Origin of the sequence: Arthrobacter sp. Leaf69 (assembly GCF_001422645.1) — a bacterium.
Lineage (GTDB): Bacteria > Actinomycetota > Actinomycetes > Actinomycetales > Micrococcaceae > Arthrobacter.
The window spans coordinates 201,918-217,782 of sequence record NZ_LMLR01000013.1; the positions used below are offsets into that span (position 1 = coordinate 201,918).

At 68.1% G+C, this 15,865-nt stretch carries 18 protein-coding genes and 1 riboswitch; of the genes, 17 read left to right on the plus strand and 1 reads right to left on the minus strand.

Annotated elements, in window-relative coordinates; all coding sequences use genetic code 11:
• Positions 1 to 8: 8 nt before the first annotated feature.
• The 9 genes from rpe to hisF all read left to right on the plus strand — a co-directional run bounded on the left by rpe (position 9) and on the right by hisF (position 7,145).
• Positions 9 to 665, plus strand: coding sequence for a ribulose-phosphate 3-epimerase (rpe, locus tag ASE96_RS13890; protein WP_056431512.1), 657 nt, complete (start codon positions 9 to 11; stop codon positions 663 to 665).
• A gap of 126 nt (positions 666 to 791) precedes the next feature.
• Positions 792 to 942, plus strand: a riboswitch (FMN riboswitch).
• A 254-nt stretch (positions 943 to 1,196) separates the two neighbouring features.
• Entirely contained in the window at positions 1,197 to 2,264 is a 1,068-nt protein-coding gene (gene ribD, locus ASE96_RS13895) for a bifunctional diaminohydroxyphosphoribosylaminopyrimidine deaminase/5-amino-6-(5-phosphoribosylamino)uracil reductase RibD (protein WP_056432201.1), read from the plus strand.
• The gene (locus ASE96_RS13900; protein WP_056431514.1) at positions 2,264 to 2,920 is read left to right on the plus strand and encodes a riboflavin synthase; all 657 of its coding nucleotides are present in this window, start codon (positions 2,264 to 2,266) and stop codon (positions 2,918 to 2,920) included. Before ribD ends, ASE96_RS13900 begins: the two co-directional genes overlap by 1 nt.
• 71 nt (positions 2,921 to 2,991) lie before the next feature.
• Positions 2,992 to 3,672 (plus strand): 3,4-dihydroxy-2-butanone-4-phosphate synthase, encoded by a 681-nt coding sequence (gene ribB, locus ASE96_RS13905; protein WP_200913068.1) that lies wholly within the window; start codon positions 2,992 to 2,994, stop codon positions 3,670 to 3,672.
• 13 nt (positions 3,673 to 3,685) lie between these two features.
• Positions 3,686 to 4,381: a GTP cyclohydrolase II gene (gene ribA / locus ASE96_RS13910; RefSeq protein WP_056431518.1), complete on the plus strand. Its 696-nt coding sequence runs from the start codon at positions 3,686 to 3,688 to the stop codon at positions 4,379 to 4,381.
• Between the two features lie 79 nt (positions 4,382 to 4,460).
• The gene (gene ribH, locus ASE96_RS13915; RefSeq protein WP_056431521.1) at positions 4,461 to 4,946 is read left to right on the plus strand and encodes a 6,7-dimethyl-8-ribityllumazine synthase; all 486 of its coding nucleotides are present in this window, start codon (positions 4,461 to 4,463) and stop codon (positions 4,944 to 4,946) included.
• Between the two features lie 151 nt (positions 4,947 to 5,097).
• On the plus strand, positions 5,098 to 5,361 hold the full coding sequence (locus ASE96_RS13920; protein ID WP_024367461.1) for a phosphoribosyl-ATP diphosphatase: 264 nt from the start codon (positions 5,098 to 5,100) through the stop codon (positions 5,359 to 5,361).
• Positions 5,362 to 5,481: 120 nt separating this feature from the next.
• A complete protein-coding gene (gene hisG, locus ASE96_RS13925) occupies positions 5,482 to 6,324 on the plus strand; it encodes an ATP phosphoribosyltransferase (protein ID WP_056431524.1) in 843 nt (280 codons plus the stop codon).
• A 44-nt stretch (positions 6,325 to 6,368) separates the two neighbouring features.
• Complete coding sequence (hisF, locus tag ASE96_RS13930; protein ID WP_056431527.1) at positions 6,369 to 7,145, plus strand: imidazole glycerol phosphate synthase subunit HisF; 777 nt, start codon at positions 6,369 to 6,371, stop codon at positions 7,143 to 7,145.
• Between the two features lie 100 nt (positions 7,146 to 7,245).
• On the opposite strand, the gene ASE96_RS13935 is transcribed toward hisF, so the two are convergent.
• Positions 7,246 to 7,890, minus strand: a complete 645-nt coding sequence (locus ASE96_RS13935) for a TIGR03085 family metal-binding protein (protein WP_056432204.1) — start codon at positions 7,888 to 7,890, stop codon at positions 7,246 to 7,248.
• A 155-nt stretch (positions 7,891 to 8,045) separates the two neighbouring features.
• Here ASE96_RS13935 and hisI point away from each other — a divergent pair, with 155 nt between their 5' ends.
• From hisI to lgt, 8 genes are all read left to right on the plus strand, one after another.
• Positions 8,046 to 8,510, plus strand: a complete 465-nt coding sequence (hisI, locus tag ASE96_RS13940; protein WP_082492741.1) for a phosphoribosyl-AMP cyclohydrolase — start codon at positions 8,046 to 8,048, stop codon at positions 8,508 to 8,510.
• Between the two features lie 174 nt (positions 8,511 to 8,684).
• On the plus strand, positions 8,685 to 10,250 hold the full coding sequence (locus ASE96_RS13945; protein WP_056431530.1) for an anthranilate synthase component I: 1,566 nt from the start codon (positions 8,685 to 8,687) through the stop codon (positions 10,248 to 10,250).
• Positions 10,247 to 10,882 (plus strand): Trp biosynthesis-associated membrane protein, encoded by a 636-nt coding sequence (locus ASE96_RS13950; RefSeq protein WP_056431532.1) that lies wholly within the window; start codon positions 10,247 to 10,249, stop codon positions 10,880 to 10,882. The genes ASE96_RS13945 and ASE96_RS13950 overlap by 4 nt, the downstream gene beginning before the upstream one ends.
• Positions 10,883 to 10,987: 105 nt before the next feature.
• A complete protein-coding gene (locus ASE96_RS13955; protein ID WP_056431535.1) occupies positions 10,988 to 11,278 on the plus strand; it encodes an HGxxPAAW family protein in 291 nt (96 codons plus the stop codon).
• 2 nt (positions 11,279 to 11,280) lie between these two features.
• On the plus strand, positions 11,281 to 12,099 hold the full coding sequence (gene trpC, locus ASE96_RS13960; protein WP_082492742.1) for an indole-3-glycerol phosphate synthase TrpC: 819 nt from the start codon (positions 11,281 to 11,283) through the stop codon (positions 12,097 to 12,099).
• Between the two features lie 95 nt (positions 12,100 to 12,194).
• Complete coding sequence (gene trpB, locus ASE96_RS13965; RefSeq protein WP_056431538.1) at positions 12,195 to 13,535, plus strand: tryptophan synthase subunit beta; 1,341 nt, start codon at positions 12,195 to 12,197, stop codon at positions 13,533 to 13,535.
• The gene (gene trpA, locus ASE96_RS13970; protein ID WP_056431541.1) at positions 13,532 to 14,353 is read left to right on the plus strand and encodes a tryptophan synthase subunit alpha; all 822 of its coding nucleotides are present in this window, start codon (positions 13,532 to 13,534) and stop codon (positions 14,351 to 14,353) included. Before trpB ends, trpA begins: the two co-directional genes overlap by 4 nt.
• 4 nt (positions 14,354 to 14,357) lie before the next feature.
• Positions 14,358 to 15,629, plus strand: a complete 1,272-nt coding sequence (lgt, locus tag ASE96_RS13975; protein ID WP_056431544.1) for a prolipoprotein diacylglyceryl transferase — start codon at positions 14,358 to 14,360, stop codon at positions 15,627 to 15,629.
• The last annotated feature ends 236 nt before the right edge of the window (positions 15,630 to 15,865 follow it).

Sequence of the window (15,865 nt, forward strand, 5' to 3'; positions counted from 1 at the left end):
GGAATCACATGGCCAAGTGCTGTATCAACCCGAGCATTCTTTCCGCCGACTTTGCCAATCTCGAAGCCGAGCTGCAGAGAATCAGCACCGCCGATGCGGTCCACGTGGACGTTATGGACAACCACTTTGTGCCCAACCTCTCGCTGGGGTTGCCGGTGGTTGCGCGGCTGCAGGAAATCAGCCCGGTGCCGCTGGATGCGCACCTGATGATCGAGCACGCGGACCGCTGGGCTCCGGCCTACGCCGACGCCGGAGTCGCCTCCGTGACATTCCACGCCGAGGCATCGATTGCCCCGATCAAACTGGCGCGGGAGCTTCGGGCGCGCGGGGCCAAGGCAGGGCTGGCGCTACGGCCGGGCAGCGGTGTGGAACCCTTCCTGGACATGCTCGGCGAGATCGACATGCTGCTCATCATGACCGTGGAGCCGGGTTTTGGCGGCCAGGAATTCCTCGACCTCACACTCCCCAAGATCCGCCGCGCCCGCGCGGCGATTGACGCGTCCGGCCTGGATGTGGCCCTGCAGGTCGACGGCGGCATCACCGCGGATACCATCTGGCGTGCCGCGGACGCGGGCGCCAACGTCTTCGTGGCCGGTTCCGCCGTCTACGGCGCGGAAGATCCGGCGGACGCCATCGAGCGCCTTCGCGCCGCCGGCCAGCGCTAGCCGGCGCACCGGCGGCAGCGCAAGCGGGCACCGGCGCGGCGGGGGCGAAAAATGACGCGCTCCGTAACATCACGACGGCGGGAATAGCCAAAGCTACCCGGCGGTTGTGCCAGAATAGCAAGACACATACGTGCTCCGGGGTCGGTGTAAGTCCGAACCGGCGGTTATAGTCCGCGACCCGCGAGCCGGCACTTCCCTCGGGAAGGCTGCCGGCAGACGGTTGAACCGGTGGAACTCCGGTACCGACAGTTAAAGTCTGGATGAGAGAAGCACGTACAGCTGTTACTGCGGAGCCCTGTGGCGCCGCGGAAGTTCGCTGTCGTATACCCCCGGAGCCATCGCGGCTTTGAGGGAAGGAACGACACACATGCACTCTCTGCGATGGCTCTTCACCACCACTCCGGTCTTCGAAAGCCCGGTGGCAGGTTGATGAGCGTCAAACACACCACACACGAGGCGGCGGACGGCACCGCTGCCAGGGACGTTGCAGTTCCCGCCGGAGCAGGTTTCAGTGCGACCGAGGCCGCGGCCATGGAGGCCGCCCTGGCAGCTGCCCTGGAGGGGCCCCGGGGCGCGAACCCGCTGGTGGGCGCCGTCGTGATCGCCGCAGACGGAACTCTGTTGGTGACGGGCTACCACCGCGGGGCGGGCACCGCCCACGCGGAAGCCGACGCGATTGACCAGGCAAAAGCCGCCGGCCACGACCTCAACGGCACCACCATGGTGGTCACCCTGGAGCCCTGCAACCACTGCGGCCGCACGGGTCCCTGCGCGCAGGCGATCATCGAGGCCGGAGTTGCGGACGTCATCTACGCGATCGACGATCCGCACGACCCCGCCGCCGGCGGCGCGGCCACTTTGCGCGCCGCAGGGGTCCGCGTCCGCTCCGGGCTCGGCGCAGAGGCCGCACTGGAGCTGAACCGGCGCTGGTTCGACGCCGTTGCCGCCAGGCGTCCCTTCGTCACCCTGCACATCGCGCAGACCCTCGACAGCCGGATCGCCGCCAGCGACGGCACCAGCCAGTGGATCTCCAGTCCGGAATCGCTGGCTGACAACCACGCCCTGCGCGGACGGATCGACGCGATCCTGGTGGGAACCCAGACGGTGCTCGTTGACAACCCGCGCCTCACGGCCCGCGGCCCCGACGGAACCCAGGCCGGCGAGCAGCCGCTGCGCGTCGTGATGGGCTACCGCGGGATCCCCGAGGGCGCCGCAATCAATGGCGACGACGGCAAGGTCCTCCACCTGCCCACGCGTGACCCGCGGGAAGCGCTGGATGAGCTGTTCTCGGCCGGAGTCCGGCACCTCATGGTGGAAGGCGGCTCCCGGATCCTCAGCGCGTTCCTGGCCGCCGGACTCGTCGACGAACTCATCGTCTACCTCGCCCCGACGCTCCTCGGGTCCGGCACGCCGGCACTGGAGGACCTCGGCATCACCACCCTCGCCGACGCCCAGCGCTGGGAATGGGACCTTGCGTCCGGCGGGGCGGTCCAGGTGCTTGGCCGCGACCTGCGGCTGCACTTGCGCCCCGCTACCAACACTTCATCCGCTTCAAACCCGCTCCGCGCCAGCGCGGACACTGCCGCAGGAGGCATCTGATGTTCACCGGAATAATCGCCGAGCAGGGGAAGGTGTTGTCCGTTGAGCGCAACGGCGACATCAGCGCCACCGTCCGGCTCCACGCCCCCGGCAGCACCGAGGGGCTGCCCCTCGGCGGCTCCATCGCCGTCAACGGCGTCTGCCTCACGGCCACGCAGATCGACGGCAAGGACTTCAGTGTCGACGTTATGGGCGAGACCCTGACCCGCAGCACCATCGGCGAGCTCTCCGCCGGCGACCCGGTCAACCTGGAGCGCTGCGTTCCGGCCGGCGGCCGGCTGGACGGGCACGTCGTGCAGGGCCACGTCGACGGCGTCGGCAGGCTGCTGGAGCGCGAGGCGCTGGGCAATTGGGACCGGCTCCGCTTCGGTGTTCCCGCCGGGCTGGCCCGTTACATCGCGGAGAAGGGCTCCATCGCCGTCGACGGCGTTTCGCTCACGGTCACCGCGGTGAGCCCGGCCGCTGACCCGGCGCCGTGGTTCGAAGTGGGGCTGATCCCCACCACGCTGGCCGACACCGGCCTGGGTGCGAAGGCAATCGGCGGCCACGTGAACCTCGAAGTGGACGTCCTGGCGAAGTACACTGAGCGCCTGCTCGCGTTTTCCGGCGCGGCAGCCGGGGGAGCAGCCGTACGCGCAGAGGGGGCAACAGCGTGAACAATGTCAAGGACGTCAACGTCACGGACATCCCTGTCCAGCCCCTGCTTAACGACGCCTCCGAGGCTTCCCTGCCGGCGGAGCTCGCCGCCCCCGGCACAGTCGTCCCGCCAGTCGGACTTGACCGGATCGAAGACGCCGTCCGCGCCATTGCCACCGGGCGTCCCGTCCTGGTGGTCGACAACGAGGACCGCGAAAACGAAGGCGACATCATCTTCGCCGCGCAGCACGCCACTCCGGCCCTGATGGGCTGGACCATCCGGTACAGTTCCGGGGTCATCTGCGTACCGCTCGACGGCGGCCGTGCGGACGCCCTCGCGCTGCCGCCGATGGTGGCCATCAACGAGGACGCCAAGGGCACCGCCTACACGGTGTCCTGCGACGCCGCGGTTGGTGTCAGCACCGGAATCTCCGCCACGGACCGGGCCCTGACGGCCCGGATCCTGGCCGATCCCGGCAGCGAGCCGGCGGCGCTGACCCGCCCCGGGCATGTTTTTCCGCTCCGCGCCGTTAAGGGGGGAGTGCGGGAACGTCCCGGGCACACCGAGGCAGCTGTGGAACTCTGCCAGCTGGCCGGACTCGAGCCCGTCGGTGTGATCGCTGAAGTGGTGTACGACAACGGAGAGATGATGCGGCTGGACGGACTTCGCGGCTTCGCCCTGGAACACGGCTGCCCGCTGATTTCGATTGCGGACCTGGTGGCCTACCTAGAGGCCGGAGGGTCCGCCGGCCATGCAGCGGACCCCGCGTGATGGAGGAGAGACAATGACGACATCTGAAGCACAAGCACAGCTGCCGGCCGGCGGCCCGCATCCGGTCAGCGCCGGCCCGATCGTGCAGCTGCCCACCGCATTCGGCGACTTTGTGGCGCAGGCTTGGACCGACCTGGCCACCGGCGCCGAGCACTTGGCGGTCAGCTCGCCGCTGCCGCCGGTGGACGGGACGGCCCCGCTGGTCCGGCTCCACTCGGAGTGCCTCACCGGAGATGTGTTCGGCTCCTACCGCTGCGACTGCGGCGAGCAGTTGGCCTACGCCCTCGAGCTCATCAACGAGTCCGGCGGAACGCTGCTGTACCTGCGCGGCCAGGAGGGCCGGGGGATCGGCCTGGCGAACAAGATGAAGGCCTATGCCCTGCAGGAGGCCGGTTTCGACACGGTGGAGGCCAACGAGCAGCTGGGCCTTCCCGTGGATGCCCGCTGCTACAAAGCCGCCGCCCAGATCCTCGCGGACATGGGACTTCACGAGATCCGCCTGCTGAGCAACAACCCGGACAAGCAGGACCGGCTGGCTCAGGCCGGCGTCCGTGTCGTGGAGATGGTGCCCACCGAGGTGCCGTCCCGGGAGCAGAACCTCCGGTACCTGCAGACCAAGAAGGACCGGATGGACCACCGGCTGGTCCTGGACATGGAGCCGGCCGCCCCGGCTGCCGGTCCGCGCGGATTCGACCACGAACAAGACTGAAAGACTTTCAGCCGGCCCCGGCGGGCCGCCTGACGTTGCACCACACCACACAACGACTGAGCAGAACAAGGATTCCCAGATGAGCGGACACGGCGCACCACAGATTGACCTCAGTACCTTCAAACCGGAGGAGACATCCCGGCTGAAACTGGCCATCGTGGCCGCCAGCTGGCACACCCAGATCATGGACGGACTGCTGGACGGCGCCCTGCGCGCGGCGAAGGACGCCGGCATCAGCGAACTGACTGTGCTCCGGGTACCCGGGACGTTCGAGCTCCCCGTGGCCGCCGCGCGGCTGGCACCGCACTTCGACGCCGTCGTGGCCCTCGGCGTCGTGATCCGCGGCGGAACCCCGCACTTCGAGTACGTCTGCGAGGCGGCCACGCTGGGCCTGACCGAGGTCTCAGTGCGCACCGGCGTCCCGGTCGGCTTCGGCGTGCTGACCTGCGATACGGAACAGCAGGGCATTGACCGGGCCGGGCTGCCGGGCTCGACCGAGGACAAGGGCCACGAGGCCGTCACCGCCGCCTTGGCCACCGCGGTGACGCTCCAGCAGTTCAGCTAGGACTGGTGCAAGGGTTCGGCCGTGAACCCGAAGACGGCCCGGCCGAACCCTGCCCCTGCCGAACCCTGCCCCTGTGGAATCGCTCACATCCCCGGCGTCATGCGAGCCCCCGGAAGGCGCCCACCACCCGCGAGCAAGTAGGCTGGAGGGTGTGAAGAATTTCGAATCGCTGTTCGCAGAACTGAGTGAGAAGGCAGCCGTCCGTCCGGAGGGCTCCCGCACCGTCGCCGAACTGGATTCCGGAGTCCACGGCATCGGCAAGAAAGTCGTGGAGGAAGCAGCCGAGGTATGGATGGCTGCCGAGTACGAATCCGATGAAGCCGCCGCTGAAGAGATCTCGCAGCTGCTCTATCACCTGCAGGTTCTGATGCTCGCCAAAGGTCTCAGCCTGGAAGACGTCTACAAGCATCTCTAGCCACGTTCCCGCCGGAACCGCACGCGCCCTGCCCTGCGGACCCGGTGTATAGCGTGGCCCGCTGTGCCTGAACCGACTGTTTTTGAACGGACTTCGTCCCGACCAAGAAAGACCTCCCCAATGCTGAGAGTTGCCGTCCCGAACAAGGGCTCCCTGTCCGAAGCCGCCTCTTCCATGCTCGCCGAGGCCGGCTACCGCCAGCGCCGCGACACCCGCGAGCTGGTCATGCTGGACCCGGACAACGACATTGAATTCTTCTTCCTCCGCCCCCGCGACATCGCTGTGTATGTCGGCCAGGGCACGCTCGACGTCGGCATCACCGGCCGCGACCTGCTCCTCGACGCCGAAGTTGAAGCCGAAGAACTGCTCCCGCTGGGCTTCGCCGCCTCCACGTTCCGTTTCGCCGGCCCGGTGGGCGACTTCAGCACCGTCGAACAGCTGGAGGGCAAACGCCTCGCCACCAGCTACGACGGACTGCTCCGCGGCTACCTCGCCGATCGCGGCATCAAGGCCAAGGTGGTCCGCCTCGACGGCGCCGTCGAATCCTCCGTGCGCCTCGGCGTCGCGGACGCGATCGCCGACGTCGTCGAAACCGGCAACACGCTTAAGGCAGCCGGCATGGAGATCTTCGGCCAGCCCATCCTGAACTCCGAAGCCGTCCTGATCGGCCGCAAGGGCGAGCAGAATCCGGCCGCCGAGGTCCTGATCCGCCGTCTGCAGGGCGTCCTCGTGGCGCGGCAGTACGTCATGATGGACTACGACATCCGCAAGGAACTCGTGGAACAGGCCGCGGCGCTCACGCCCGGACTGGAATCACCCACCGTTTCACCGCTGCGGGACTCGGACTGGGTCGCTGTCCGTTCGATGGTGCCGAAGCGGCAGACCAACCGGATCATGGACGAGTTGTACGACCTCGGCGCCCGCGCCATCCTGGTCAGCACCATCCACGCCTGCCGCATCTGACGCGGCGCGCGCAAACCTTCCGCAAGCGATTACCAGGAGAAGTCATGGCTGTAGCCGTCCGCGTTATCCCGTGCCTGGACGTTGATGCCGGCCGCGTGGTCAAGGGCATCAATTTCGAAGGACTCCGCGACGCCGGAGATCCCGTGGAACTGGCCCATCGTTATGACAACGGCGGCGCCGACGAGTTGACCTTCCTCGACGTCACGGCCTCCTCGGGCAACCGCGAAACCACGTTCGACGTCGTCCGGCGCACAGCCGAGGAAGTGTTCATCCCGCTGACCGTCGGCGGCGGCGTCCGCGGCGTGGCCGAAGTGGACCGGCTCCTGCGTTGCGGCGCGGACAAGGCCGCGATCAACACGGCCGCCGTCGCGCGTCCCGATGTCATCGACGAAATTACGCGGCACTTCGGCTCCCAGGTCCTGGTGCTGTCCCTCGATGCGCGCCGCACCCGTCCCGGTTCGCAGCCCACCCCCTCCGGCTTCGAGGTCACCACGCACGGCGGGCGCCAGGGTACCGGGATCGACGCCATTGCGTGGGCCCGTGAGGCGGCCGACCGCGGCGTGGGTGAAATCCTGCTCAACTCGATCGACGCCGACGGAACCAAGGACGGGTTCGACCTTGAACTGATCCGGCTCGCGCGGGCGGGCGTCAAGGTTCCGCTCATTGCTTCCGGCGGTGCCGGCAAGCCGGAGCATTTCCCGCCGGCCGTGGCAGCAGGGGCTGATGCCGTGCTCGCCGCGTCGGTCTTCCACTTCGGGCCGCTGGACATGATCGCCCAAGTGAAGTCCGCGATCCGTGAAGCAGGCTTCGAAGTCCGCTAAGTGCCACTCGCCAAAACCAACGCGGGGTCACCTACCGCCCGTCCCGGAGGGGATTATGGGCGGTAGGTGACCCCGCGTTGCTGTGTTTGGGGAGGGGTGCCTAGAGTCCGACTTCGGCGGACTGCAGGAGCGCGACGGCGTCCGGCTGGCCCTCGAAGGTCACCAGCGCGTGGCGGGTGCGGCCATGGGCGTGCATCAGGAGTTCACCCGGATCGCCGACGATCGCCACGGACACCGGGGCGCGCTTGGCGACATGGCGGGGTCCGGACGGGCGCACCAGGACGATTCCGAGGTCAACGCCGCGGTAGAGGATGGCCGCCCGCTTCACCAGTTCGTCCCACAGGGCGTCGGAATACTCCTCGTCCAGGGCGCGGGGAGCCCAGCGGTCGACGGCGCGGCGGACGTCCTCAGTGTGGACGAAGTATTCGATCAGGTTGGCGCTTTCGTCCAGGGCCTTGATCTTCATGGGGGAGAACGCGGACGGGCCGGCACGGAAGGAATTGACCAGCCTGTTGTAGTCCTCCGGCGTCTTGAGCGTCGCGGCCAGCTCGGCCGTGGCCTGGTCCGAGGCCTTGGACAAACGTTTGAACAGGAGTCCGAGCCCGACGGCGGCTTTCCGCTCGCGCAGGTACAGGTGGGCGGCAAGATCCCTGGTAAGCCAGCCCTTGCAGAGCGTGGGGGAGTCAGGACCGGCCGCCAGTAAGGTTTCGGCCAGAACTTCTCGGGAAGGATCGACGAAATGCATCACTTGTGAAACTAGCACGAGACGGCGGCGCGTGTGCACCTGAACCGCCGTCGTTTTGGCCCTTGGGAGACGATTCACACCGTGGTGACCCCGATGTTAAGCGCAGCGCCGGGCAACTGGGCGGCGCCCGGCCCCGAGGCACTAGACTTGAGGCGATGTCTGAGCAGCCCGCCCCCGCCCGTCCCGAGGGAATCGCCGTCAGCGGAAACGCTGTTGACGGGGTCCACCCGGGTCCAACCGCGCCCTCGCCCGCGGCGCCCCCAAGCCCCCTCCCCGAGGGTCTCGCCGCCGCCCTGAAAAGGGACAGCGCCGGCCTGGTCGCTGCGATCGTGCAGCAGTTCGATACCAACGAGGTCCTGATGCTCGGCTGGATGGACGACGAAGCCCTGCACCGCACCATGACCACCGGGCGGGTGACGTTCTATTCGCGCTCCCGCCAGGAGTACTGGCGCAAGGGGGACACGTCGGGCCACGTGCAGTGGGTCAAGTCGCTCGCGATGGACTGCGACGGCGACGCGCTGCTGGTCCGCGTGGACCAGGTGGGAGCGGCCTGCCACACCGGAACCCGGACCTGCTTCGACGGGCGCGGACTCGACGCCGTCACCGGTCACGCCGGCTGACCGGCAGCCGACGGCGGCCCAGGCCGCCCGGGGGAGCTTCAGCAAAGCCGCACGAACCGACGCAGCCGCAGGAGTCAGCGCAGCCGCACGAAACAGCGCAGCCGCAGCACGGGGGACGACCCCCGCAACACCAATACTTCAGGACCACTGAAAGAACAGGCGGAAACCACAGCCATGCAGGACCTTGGAATCATCAGCCCGGGCCTGGAGGAGTTCCGTGAACTCGCAGGCCACAGCCGTGTCATCCCCGTCCGGCTGAAGGTGCTCGCTGACGCCGAAACCCCGATCGGGCTGTACCGCAAACTCGCGCAGGGCCAGCCCGGCACGTTCCTGATGGAATCCGCGGCCGTCGGCGGTTCCTGGTCCCGCTACTCCTTCATCGGCGCGCGCTCCCGGGCCACGCTGACCACCAAGGACGGCCAGGCACACTGGCTCGGCGAACCGCCGGTTGGCGTGCCGCTCGGCGGCAGCCCGGTGGACGCCATCCGCGACACCGTCGAAGCCCTCCGCACCGATCGTTTCGACGACCTCCCGCCCTTCACCTCCGGCCTGGTCGGCTTCCTCGGCTGGGAAACCGTCCGGCACTGGGAGCGGCTCACCAGCCCACCCGAGGACGACCTGGACCTGCCCGAGATGGCGCTGAACCTGGTCACCGACATGGCCGTGCACGACAACATGGACGGCACCGTCCTGCTCATTGCCAACGCGATCAACTTCGACAACAGCACCGAGCGGGTCGACGAGGCGTGGCACGACGCCGTCGCACGGGTCAAGGCACTGCTGGCGCAGGTCAGCGCCCCCGTCAAGCAGCCGGTCTCCGTGCTGGACCCGGCGGCACTGGACTTCGCCTCCAGCGTGCAGGAGCGCTGGGACGAGACGGAGTACCTCGCCGCCCTGGACCGCGGCAAGGAAGCGATCGTCGACGGCGAAGTGTTCCAGGTGGTCATCTCGCGCCGCTTCGAAATGGAATGCGGCGCGGACCCGCTGGACGTTTACCGGGTGCTCCGGAACACCAACCCCAGCCCGTACATGTACATCTTCAGCCTCGAGGACGCCAACGGCCGGCAGTACTCGATCGTTGGTTCCTCCCCGGAGGCGCTGGTGACCGTGACCGGCGAGGAAGTCATCACCCACCCGATTGCCGGTTCCCGGCCGCGCGGCAAGACGGTCGAAGCGGACAAGGCCCTGGCCGAGGAACTCCTCGCGGACGAGAAGGAACGCGCCGAACACCTGATGCTGGTGGACCTCTCCCGCAACGACCTGTCCAAGGTCTGCGTGGCCGGCTCCGTGGACGTCACCCAGTTCATGGAGGTCGAACGCTTCAGCCACATCATGCACCTCGTCTCCACCGTGGTGGGCAAACTCGCGCCCACCGCGAAGGCCTACGACGTGCTGAAGGCGACCTTCCCGGCCGGGACGCTGTCCGGCGCGCCCAAGCCCCGGGCGCTGCGCCTGCTCGACGAGCTGGAACCGCACCGCCGCGGGATCTACGGCGGGGTGGTGGGCTACCTCGACTTCGCCGGAGACATGGACATGGCCATCGCCATCCGCTCGGCCCTCCTGCGCGAAGGGCGCGCCTATGTGCAGGCCGGCGGCGGCATCGTGGCCGACTCCGTCAACGCCACCGAGGCACTGGAAACCGTCAACAAGGCCGCCGCGCCGATGCGCGCCGTCCACACGGCCCGGTCGCTGCGCAACATCACGGCAGAATCCATTACCGACGCCGGGACGCAGCCATGAGCGGCGCCACCGTCAAGAGCACCAGCCCCGCCGTTCCCCGCTGGGCCAGGAAATCGACCCTGGTGCTGGCCATTGCCGCGCTCGCGCTGGCCGTCTTCGGCACCACAACGCAGACCTGGCTCATCGTCCACCTGGACCCGGCCCAGCTCGGCCAGGCCGTCAACAGCCAGGACGGCCTGCAGGTGCAGGGCAGCAAAGCCGCCACCACCGTAACGGCCCTCGCCCTGGTGGCCCTTGCCGGCGGGCTGGCCGCGTCCATTGCCGGCCGGATCGCCCGCTGGATCATCACGGCACTCATCCTGCTGGCCGCCGCCGGCATCGTCAGCGCCGCCGCCGTCGTGATTGCGGACCCGCTTGCCGCCGCCCAGGGCTCGATCGCCGCCGCCACCGGGATCACCGGCAGCGACGTGAACGTGGACGTCACTCTCTTCCCGGCCCTCGCCGTCGTCGCCGGAACCCTGCTGGGGCTCAGCGCCCTGCTGATCATCCCGGCCGGCCGGTACTGGAAGTCGCGGACGAAATATGACACCGCGGCAACAGGCAGTCCGGCCGCCGGGTCCGCAGGCCCGGCGGGGCCGCCCGACGAGATCGACAGCTGGGACCGGCTCTCACGCGGTGACGACCCCACCTGAGCCGAAGCCCGGCAGCGCCCAGCCAGTAGCGCGCACGGTAACGCGGCCAATATCGTCGCCAATAAATGGCAGAATGTAAGCAGTATTCACCCTGAGGAGATTTCAATGAGCAACGCACCTGTTTCCGCCCCCAAGCCCGCTGCCGGAACCGGCTACTCCTACGACGACATCGATCACAGCGAACCGACCGGCCACGGCAACAGCCCCGCCGCCTGGACCACTGTTTTTGTGATGCTCGTCGGCGCCCTCATCATGGCCATCGCCTTTGTCATCGCCAACACCCCGATCTTCATCGCGGGCGGCGTTGTCATGCTGGCCGGCCTGGTCATCGGGTTCGTCATGCGCAAGGCCGGCTACGGTGTGGGCGGCAGCAAGCTGAAGAACTCCGGCCACTAAGGGTGACTGTTCTCGATGACATCAATGCCGGTGTCAGGGAGGATATGGAGGCGCGCCAGCGCCTCGTTTCGCTCGCGGAACTGAAGGAGCGCGCGGCCGCGGCCGCACCGGCGCGCGATGCCTGGACCGCCCTGGGCGGTCCTGCGGCCATGCGCCGTCAGCTGAAAGTGATCGCCGAAATCAAGCGCCGCAGTCCCTCCAAGGGCGACCTCGCCAGCATCGCGGACCCCGCCTCGCTCGCCGTGCAGTATGCCGACGGCGGCGCGGCCGTGATCAGTGTCCTGACCGAACAGCGCCGCTTCAACGGCTCCCTCGCCGATCTTGACGCCGTCCGCGCAGCCGTGGATATCCCGCTGCTGCGCAAGGACTTCATGATTGACGAGTACCAGATCTGGGAGGCCCGGGCACACGGGGCCGATCTGATCCTGCTGATTGTGGCGTCGCTGTCCGACGCGCAACTGCGCGAATACAGCTCCCTCAGCCGTGAACTTGGCATGAACGTGCTCGTCGAAACGCACACGGCCGAGGAAATCGAACGAGCGGTTGCCGCCGAGGCGCGGATCATCGGCGTCAACGTGCGCAACCTCAAGACGCTCGACGTCGACCGTTCCGTCTTTGCCGAACTCGCCGGAGGCATCCCCGCCGGCGCGGTCGTCGTCGCGGAGTCGGGTGTGCGCAGTGTCGACGACGTCCGGCACTACGCCGCGAACGGCGCCAATGCGGTCCTCGTGGGCGAAGCCCTGGTCAGTGACGCGACCCCGCGGGAGCGGATCGCGGAATTCACGGCCGCCGGCGCCGAAGAAATCGCCGCACGTTCCTGACCCGCGCTCCGGCCGGGCCACACGCCCGTCCGGACGCCGGCGCCTCCGTGCGGCACCGAAGATCTAGTTAGCAGTGGAACAGGATGGTGAGACTGATGGTCGATGCGCCAGCAGCCGGCTCAGACGAAAGCGCCGTGGACGCGTTCCTGCAGGGTGGAGAATCCCTGCGGCACGCCCCCGGGCCCTACTTCGGCTCCTACGGCGGCCGATGGATGCCCGAATCGCTCATCGCCGCCCTGGATGAGCTCGAGGACACCTTCGAAAAGGCCAAGGCCGATCCCGAGTTCACCGCTCAGATCGCGGAACTGAACAGGAACTACTCCGGCCGGCCCTCGCTGCTGACCGAGGCCAAGCGCTTCGCCGAGCACGCCGGGGGAGTGCGGATCTTCCTCAAGCGCGAGGACCTCAACCACACCGGCTCGCACAAGATCAACAACGTGCTGGGCCAGGCGCTCCTCGCCAAGCGCATGGGCAAGACCCGCGTCATCGCCGAGACCGGCGCCGGGCAGCACGGCGTCGCCAGCGCCACCGCCGCCGCCCTGATGGGCCTGGAATGTGTTGTGTACATGGGCGCCGAGGACTGCCGCCGGCAGGCCCTCAACGTGGCCCGGATGGAGCTCCTCGGCGCCACGGTCATCCCGGTGACCAACGGGTCCCAGACCCTCAAGGACGCCATCAACGAGGCGCTCCGCGACTGGGTCGCCAACGTGGACAACACCCACTACCTGCTGGGCACCGCCGCCGGGGCGCACCCGTTCCCGGCCATGGTCCGCTACTTCCACGAGGTCATCGGCGAGGAGGCCCGTGCCCAGATCCTGGAGCAGACCGGCCGCCTGCCCGACGCCGTGTGCGCCTGCATCGGCGGCGGCTCCAACGCGATCGGCATCTTCCACGGCTTCCTGGACGATCCCTCGGTCCGGATCTTCGGCTTCGAAGCCGGCGGCGACGGCGTCGAAACCGGCCGCCATGCCGCAACCATCACGCTCGGCAAGCCCGGTGTGCTGCACGGCGCCCGCTCCTACCTGATGCAGGACGACGACGGCCAGACCATTGAGTCGCATTCCATCTCGGCCGGCCTGGACTACCCCGGGGTGGGTCCGGAGCACTCCTACCTCGCCGACATTGGACGCGTCAGCTACGAGCCCATCACGGACAGCGAGGCCATGGACGCGTTCCGGCTGCTGTGCCGCACCGAGGGGATCATCCCGGCCATCGAGTCGGCACACGCCCTGGCCGGCGCCATCAAGGTCGGCCAGCGGCTCGCCGCGGAGGCTGAAGCCGCAGGCGGGACCGAAGGTGAGGCAGCGGACAAGATCGTGATCGTGAACCTCTCCGGCCGCGGCGACAAGGACGTGGCCACCGCCGCGGAATGGTTCGACCTGCTGGACAAGGATTCGCCCGAGCATGAAATCGCCAAAGAGGGGGAGCAGCTGTGAACCACGTCGATTCGACTGTCCAGGGGGCCAGCAAGTCGGCCGCGGCCATTGACCGGGCCAAGGCCCAAGGCCGTGCCGCCCTGATCGGCTACCTGCCCGCCGGCTACCCCAGCGTCGAGGAAACCATCGCGGCCGGCATCGCCCTCGCGGAGAACGGCGCCGACCTGATCGAGATCGGTATCCCGTACTCCGACCCGGTCATGGACGGCCACGTCATCCAGGCGGCCACCACCGAAGCTCTTGCTGCGGGCTTCCACGTCAAGCAGGTCTTCGACGTCGTCCGCGGCATCACCAGCAAAACCGACGCTGCCGTGCTGGTCATGACCTACTGGAACCCCGTGGTCCGGATGGGCGTGGACGAATTTTCCCGCCAGCTGGCCGACGCCGGGGGAGCCGGGCTCATCACCCCCGACCTGATCCCCGACGAAGCCTCCGAATGGATGGCGGCCTCGGACAAGTACGGCCTGGACCGGGTGTTCCTGGTGGCGCCGTCGTCCTCGCCGGAGCGCATGAAGCGCACCGTTGAGGCGAGCCGCGGCTTTGTCTACGCTGTCTCGATTATGGGCGTCACCGGAGCCCGCGCGTCGGTCAGCTCGGCGGCCAAGGACGTTGTGGCCGCCGCGCACGCAGCAGGCGCCGAACGCGTATGTGTCGGGCTCGGTGTGTCCAACGCGGACCAGGTCCGCGAGATCGCCGCCTACGCTGATGGCGTGATTGTCGGGACCGCCCTCGTCGTGGCCATCGGCGACGGCGGCGTGGATGCGGTAGCGTCCTTGACGAAAGACCTCAGCACCGGCCTTACCAAGGAAGAAGCTTAAGCACATGCAGTCAGTCCTCCACGCGGCAGCGATGATTCCCGCGAGCATTCCGAGCCCGGACTGGTCCGGATTCGACATTCCGCTGCCTTGGGGGTCACTGCGCATCCACGCTTACGCCCTGTGCATCCTGCTGGGCATCATCGCCGGACTGTGGCTCACCTCCGTCCGCTGGGCCAAGCGCGGCGCCCCGGAGGGGAGTGTCTGGGACATTGCCATCTGGGCCATCCCCTTCGGCATCATCGGCGGCCGGCTCTACCACGTGGTGTCCTCACCGGACGCGTACTTCGGCCCCGGCTTCGACGGCACCGGGGACCTGTCCCTGATCCCGCAGCTCCAGCGCGGCGGACTGGGCATCTGGGGCGCCGTGCTGCTGGGCGCCGTCGGTGCCTGGATCGGCTGCCGGAGGGCGGGCGTCAAGCTCAGCGCCTTCCTCGACGCCGCGGCGCCCGGACTGCTGCTGGCCCAGGCAATCGGCCGCTGGGGCAACTACTTCAACCAGGAGCTCTTCGGCGGCCCCACCACCCTCCCCTGGGGACTGCAGATCGACGCCGACAACCCGAACTTCCCGCCCGGCATGGCCGCGGAAACGCTGTTCCACCCGACGTTCCTCTACGAATCCCTCTGGAACCTCGCCGGTGTGGGAATCCTGCTCCTGCTGGACCGCAAGTTCCGATTCCGCCGCGGCCGCCTGTTCTGCCTCTACGCCATCTACTACACGCTGGGCCGGGTCTGGATCGAGGCGATGCGGATCGATGACGCCGAGCAGATCAACCTCTTCGGCATCACCACCAGGCTCAACGTGTGGACCAGCATCTTCGTCCTTCTGGGCGCGCTGGCCGCGTTCATCATCCTGGGCCTGCGCAAGCGCACCGAACCCGACACCGTGTACCTGCCGGGCCGCGAACCGTCCGGGGCGGAGCCAACCGGCACCGACGCTGACAACGACGCGGCCGACTCTGCCGGTGGCAAGAACGCCGACAGCGCCGCTGACAAGGACGCCGACGGCGATGCGGACGAAAAGCAGGACGTGGACGGGGAGCCGGCCAAAGTTCCTGCCGGTGGCGTGAGTGTCCGCCATTCGGATTCTGCTGTCTCAGATAGTGAATCGCGTGATAATCTCCCTGATAACCAAAGCGGTCCCGGCCGCGCTTCCGCCTCGGCAGTAGCGTCAAAGGAATCCACCGGCGGCACCCAGCCCGCCACAGGAGCACCGGTGGCCGGAACACCCGGCCACCAGGTACACGGAACCGCGCCGGACGCTGAGGGCACCAAGTAGCTCAGCGCCGGCAAACCGGGCCGCGGAGTCACCCCTCGCAGAGCCCGTTTCCACAGCGTCGTGGCAGCAGGGCAGGCGGCGGACAGCAGACAGTTGCTGTTCGCGCAAGCCCGGGCCGGTGACCGCGTAACTGTTAGTGCAGGAGGCGGCGCTGACCTACAATTCGAATAAGAAAAACACTTTGTTGTGCCCGTCACACCGGCGCACCGATGCGGGCCAATGTTGTCCCTCCCATA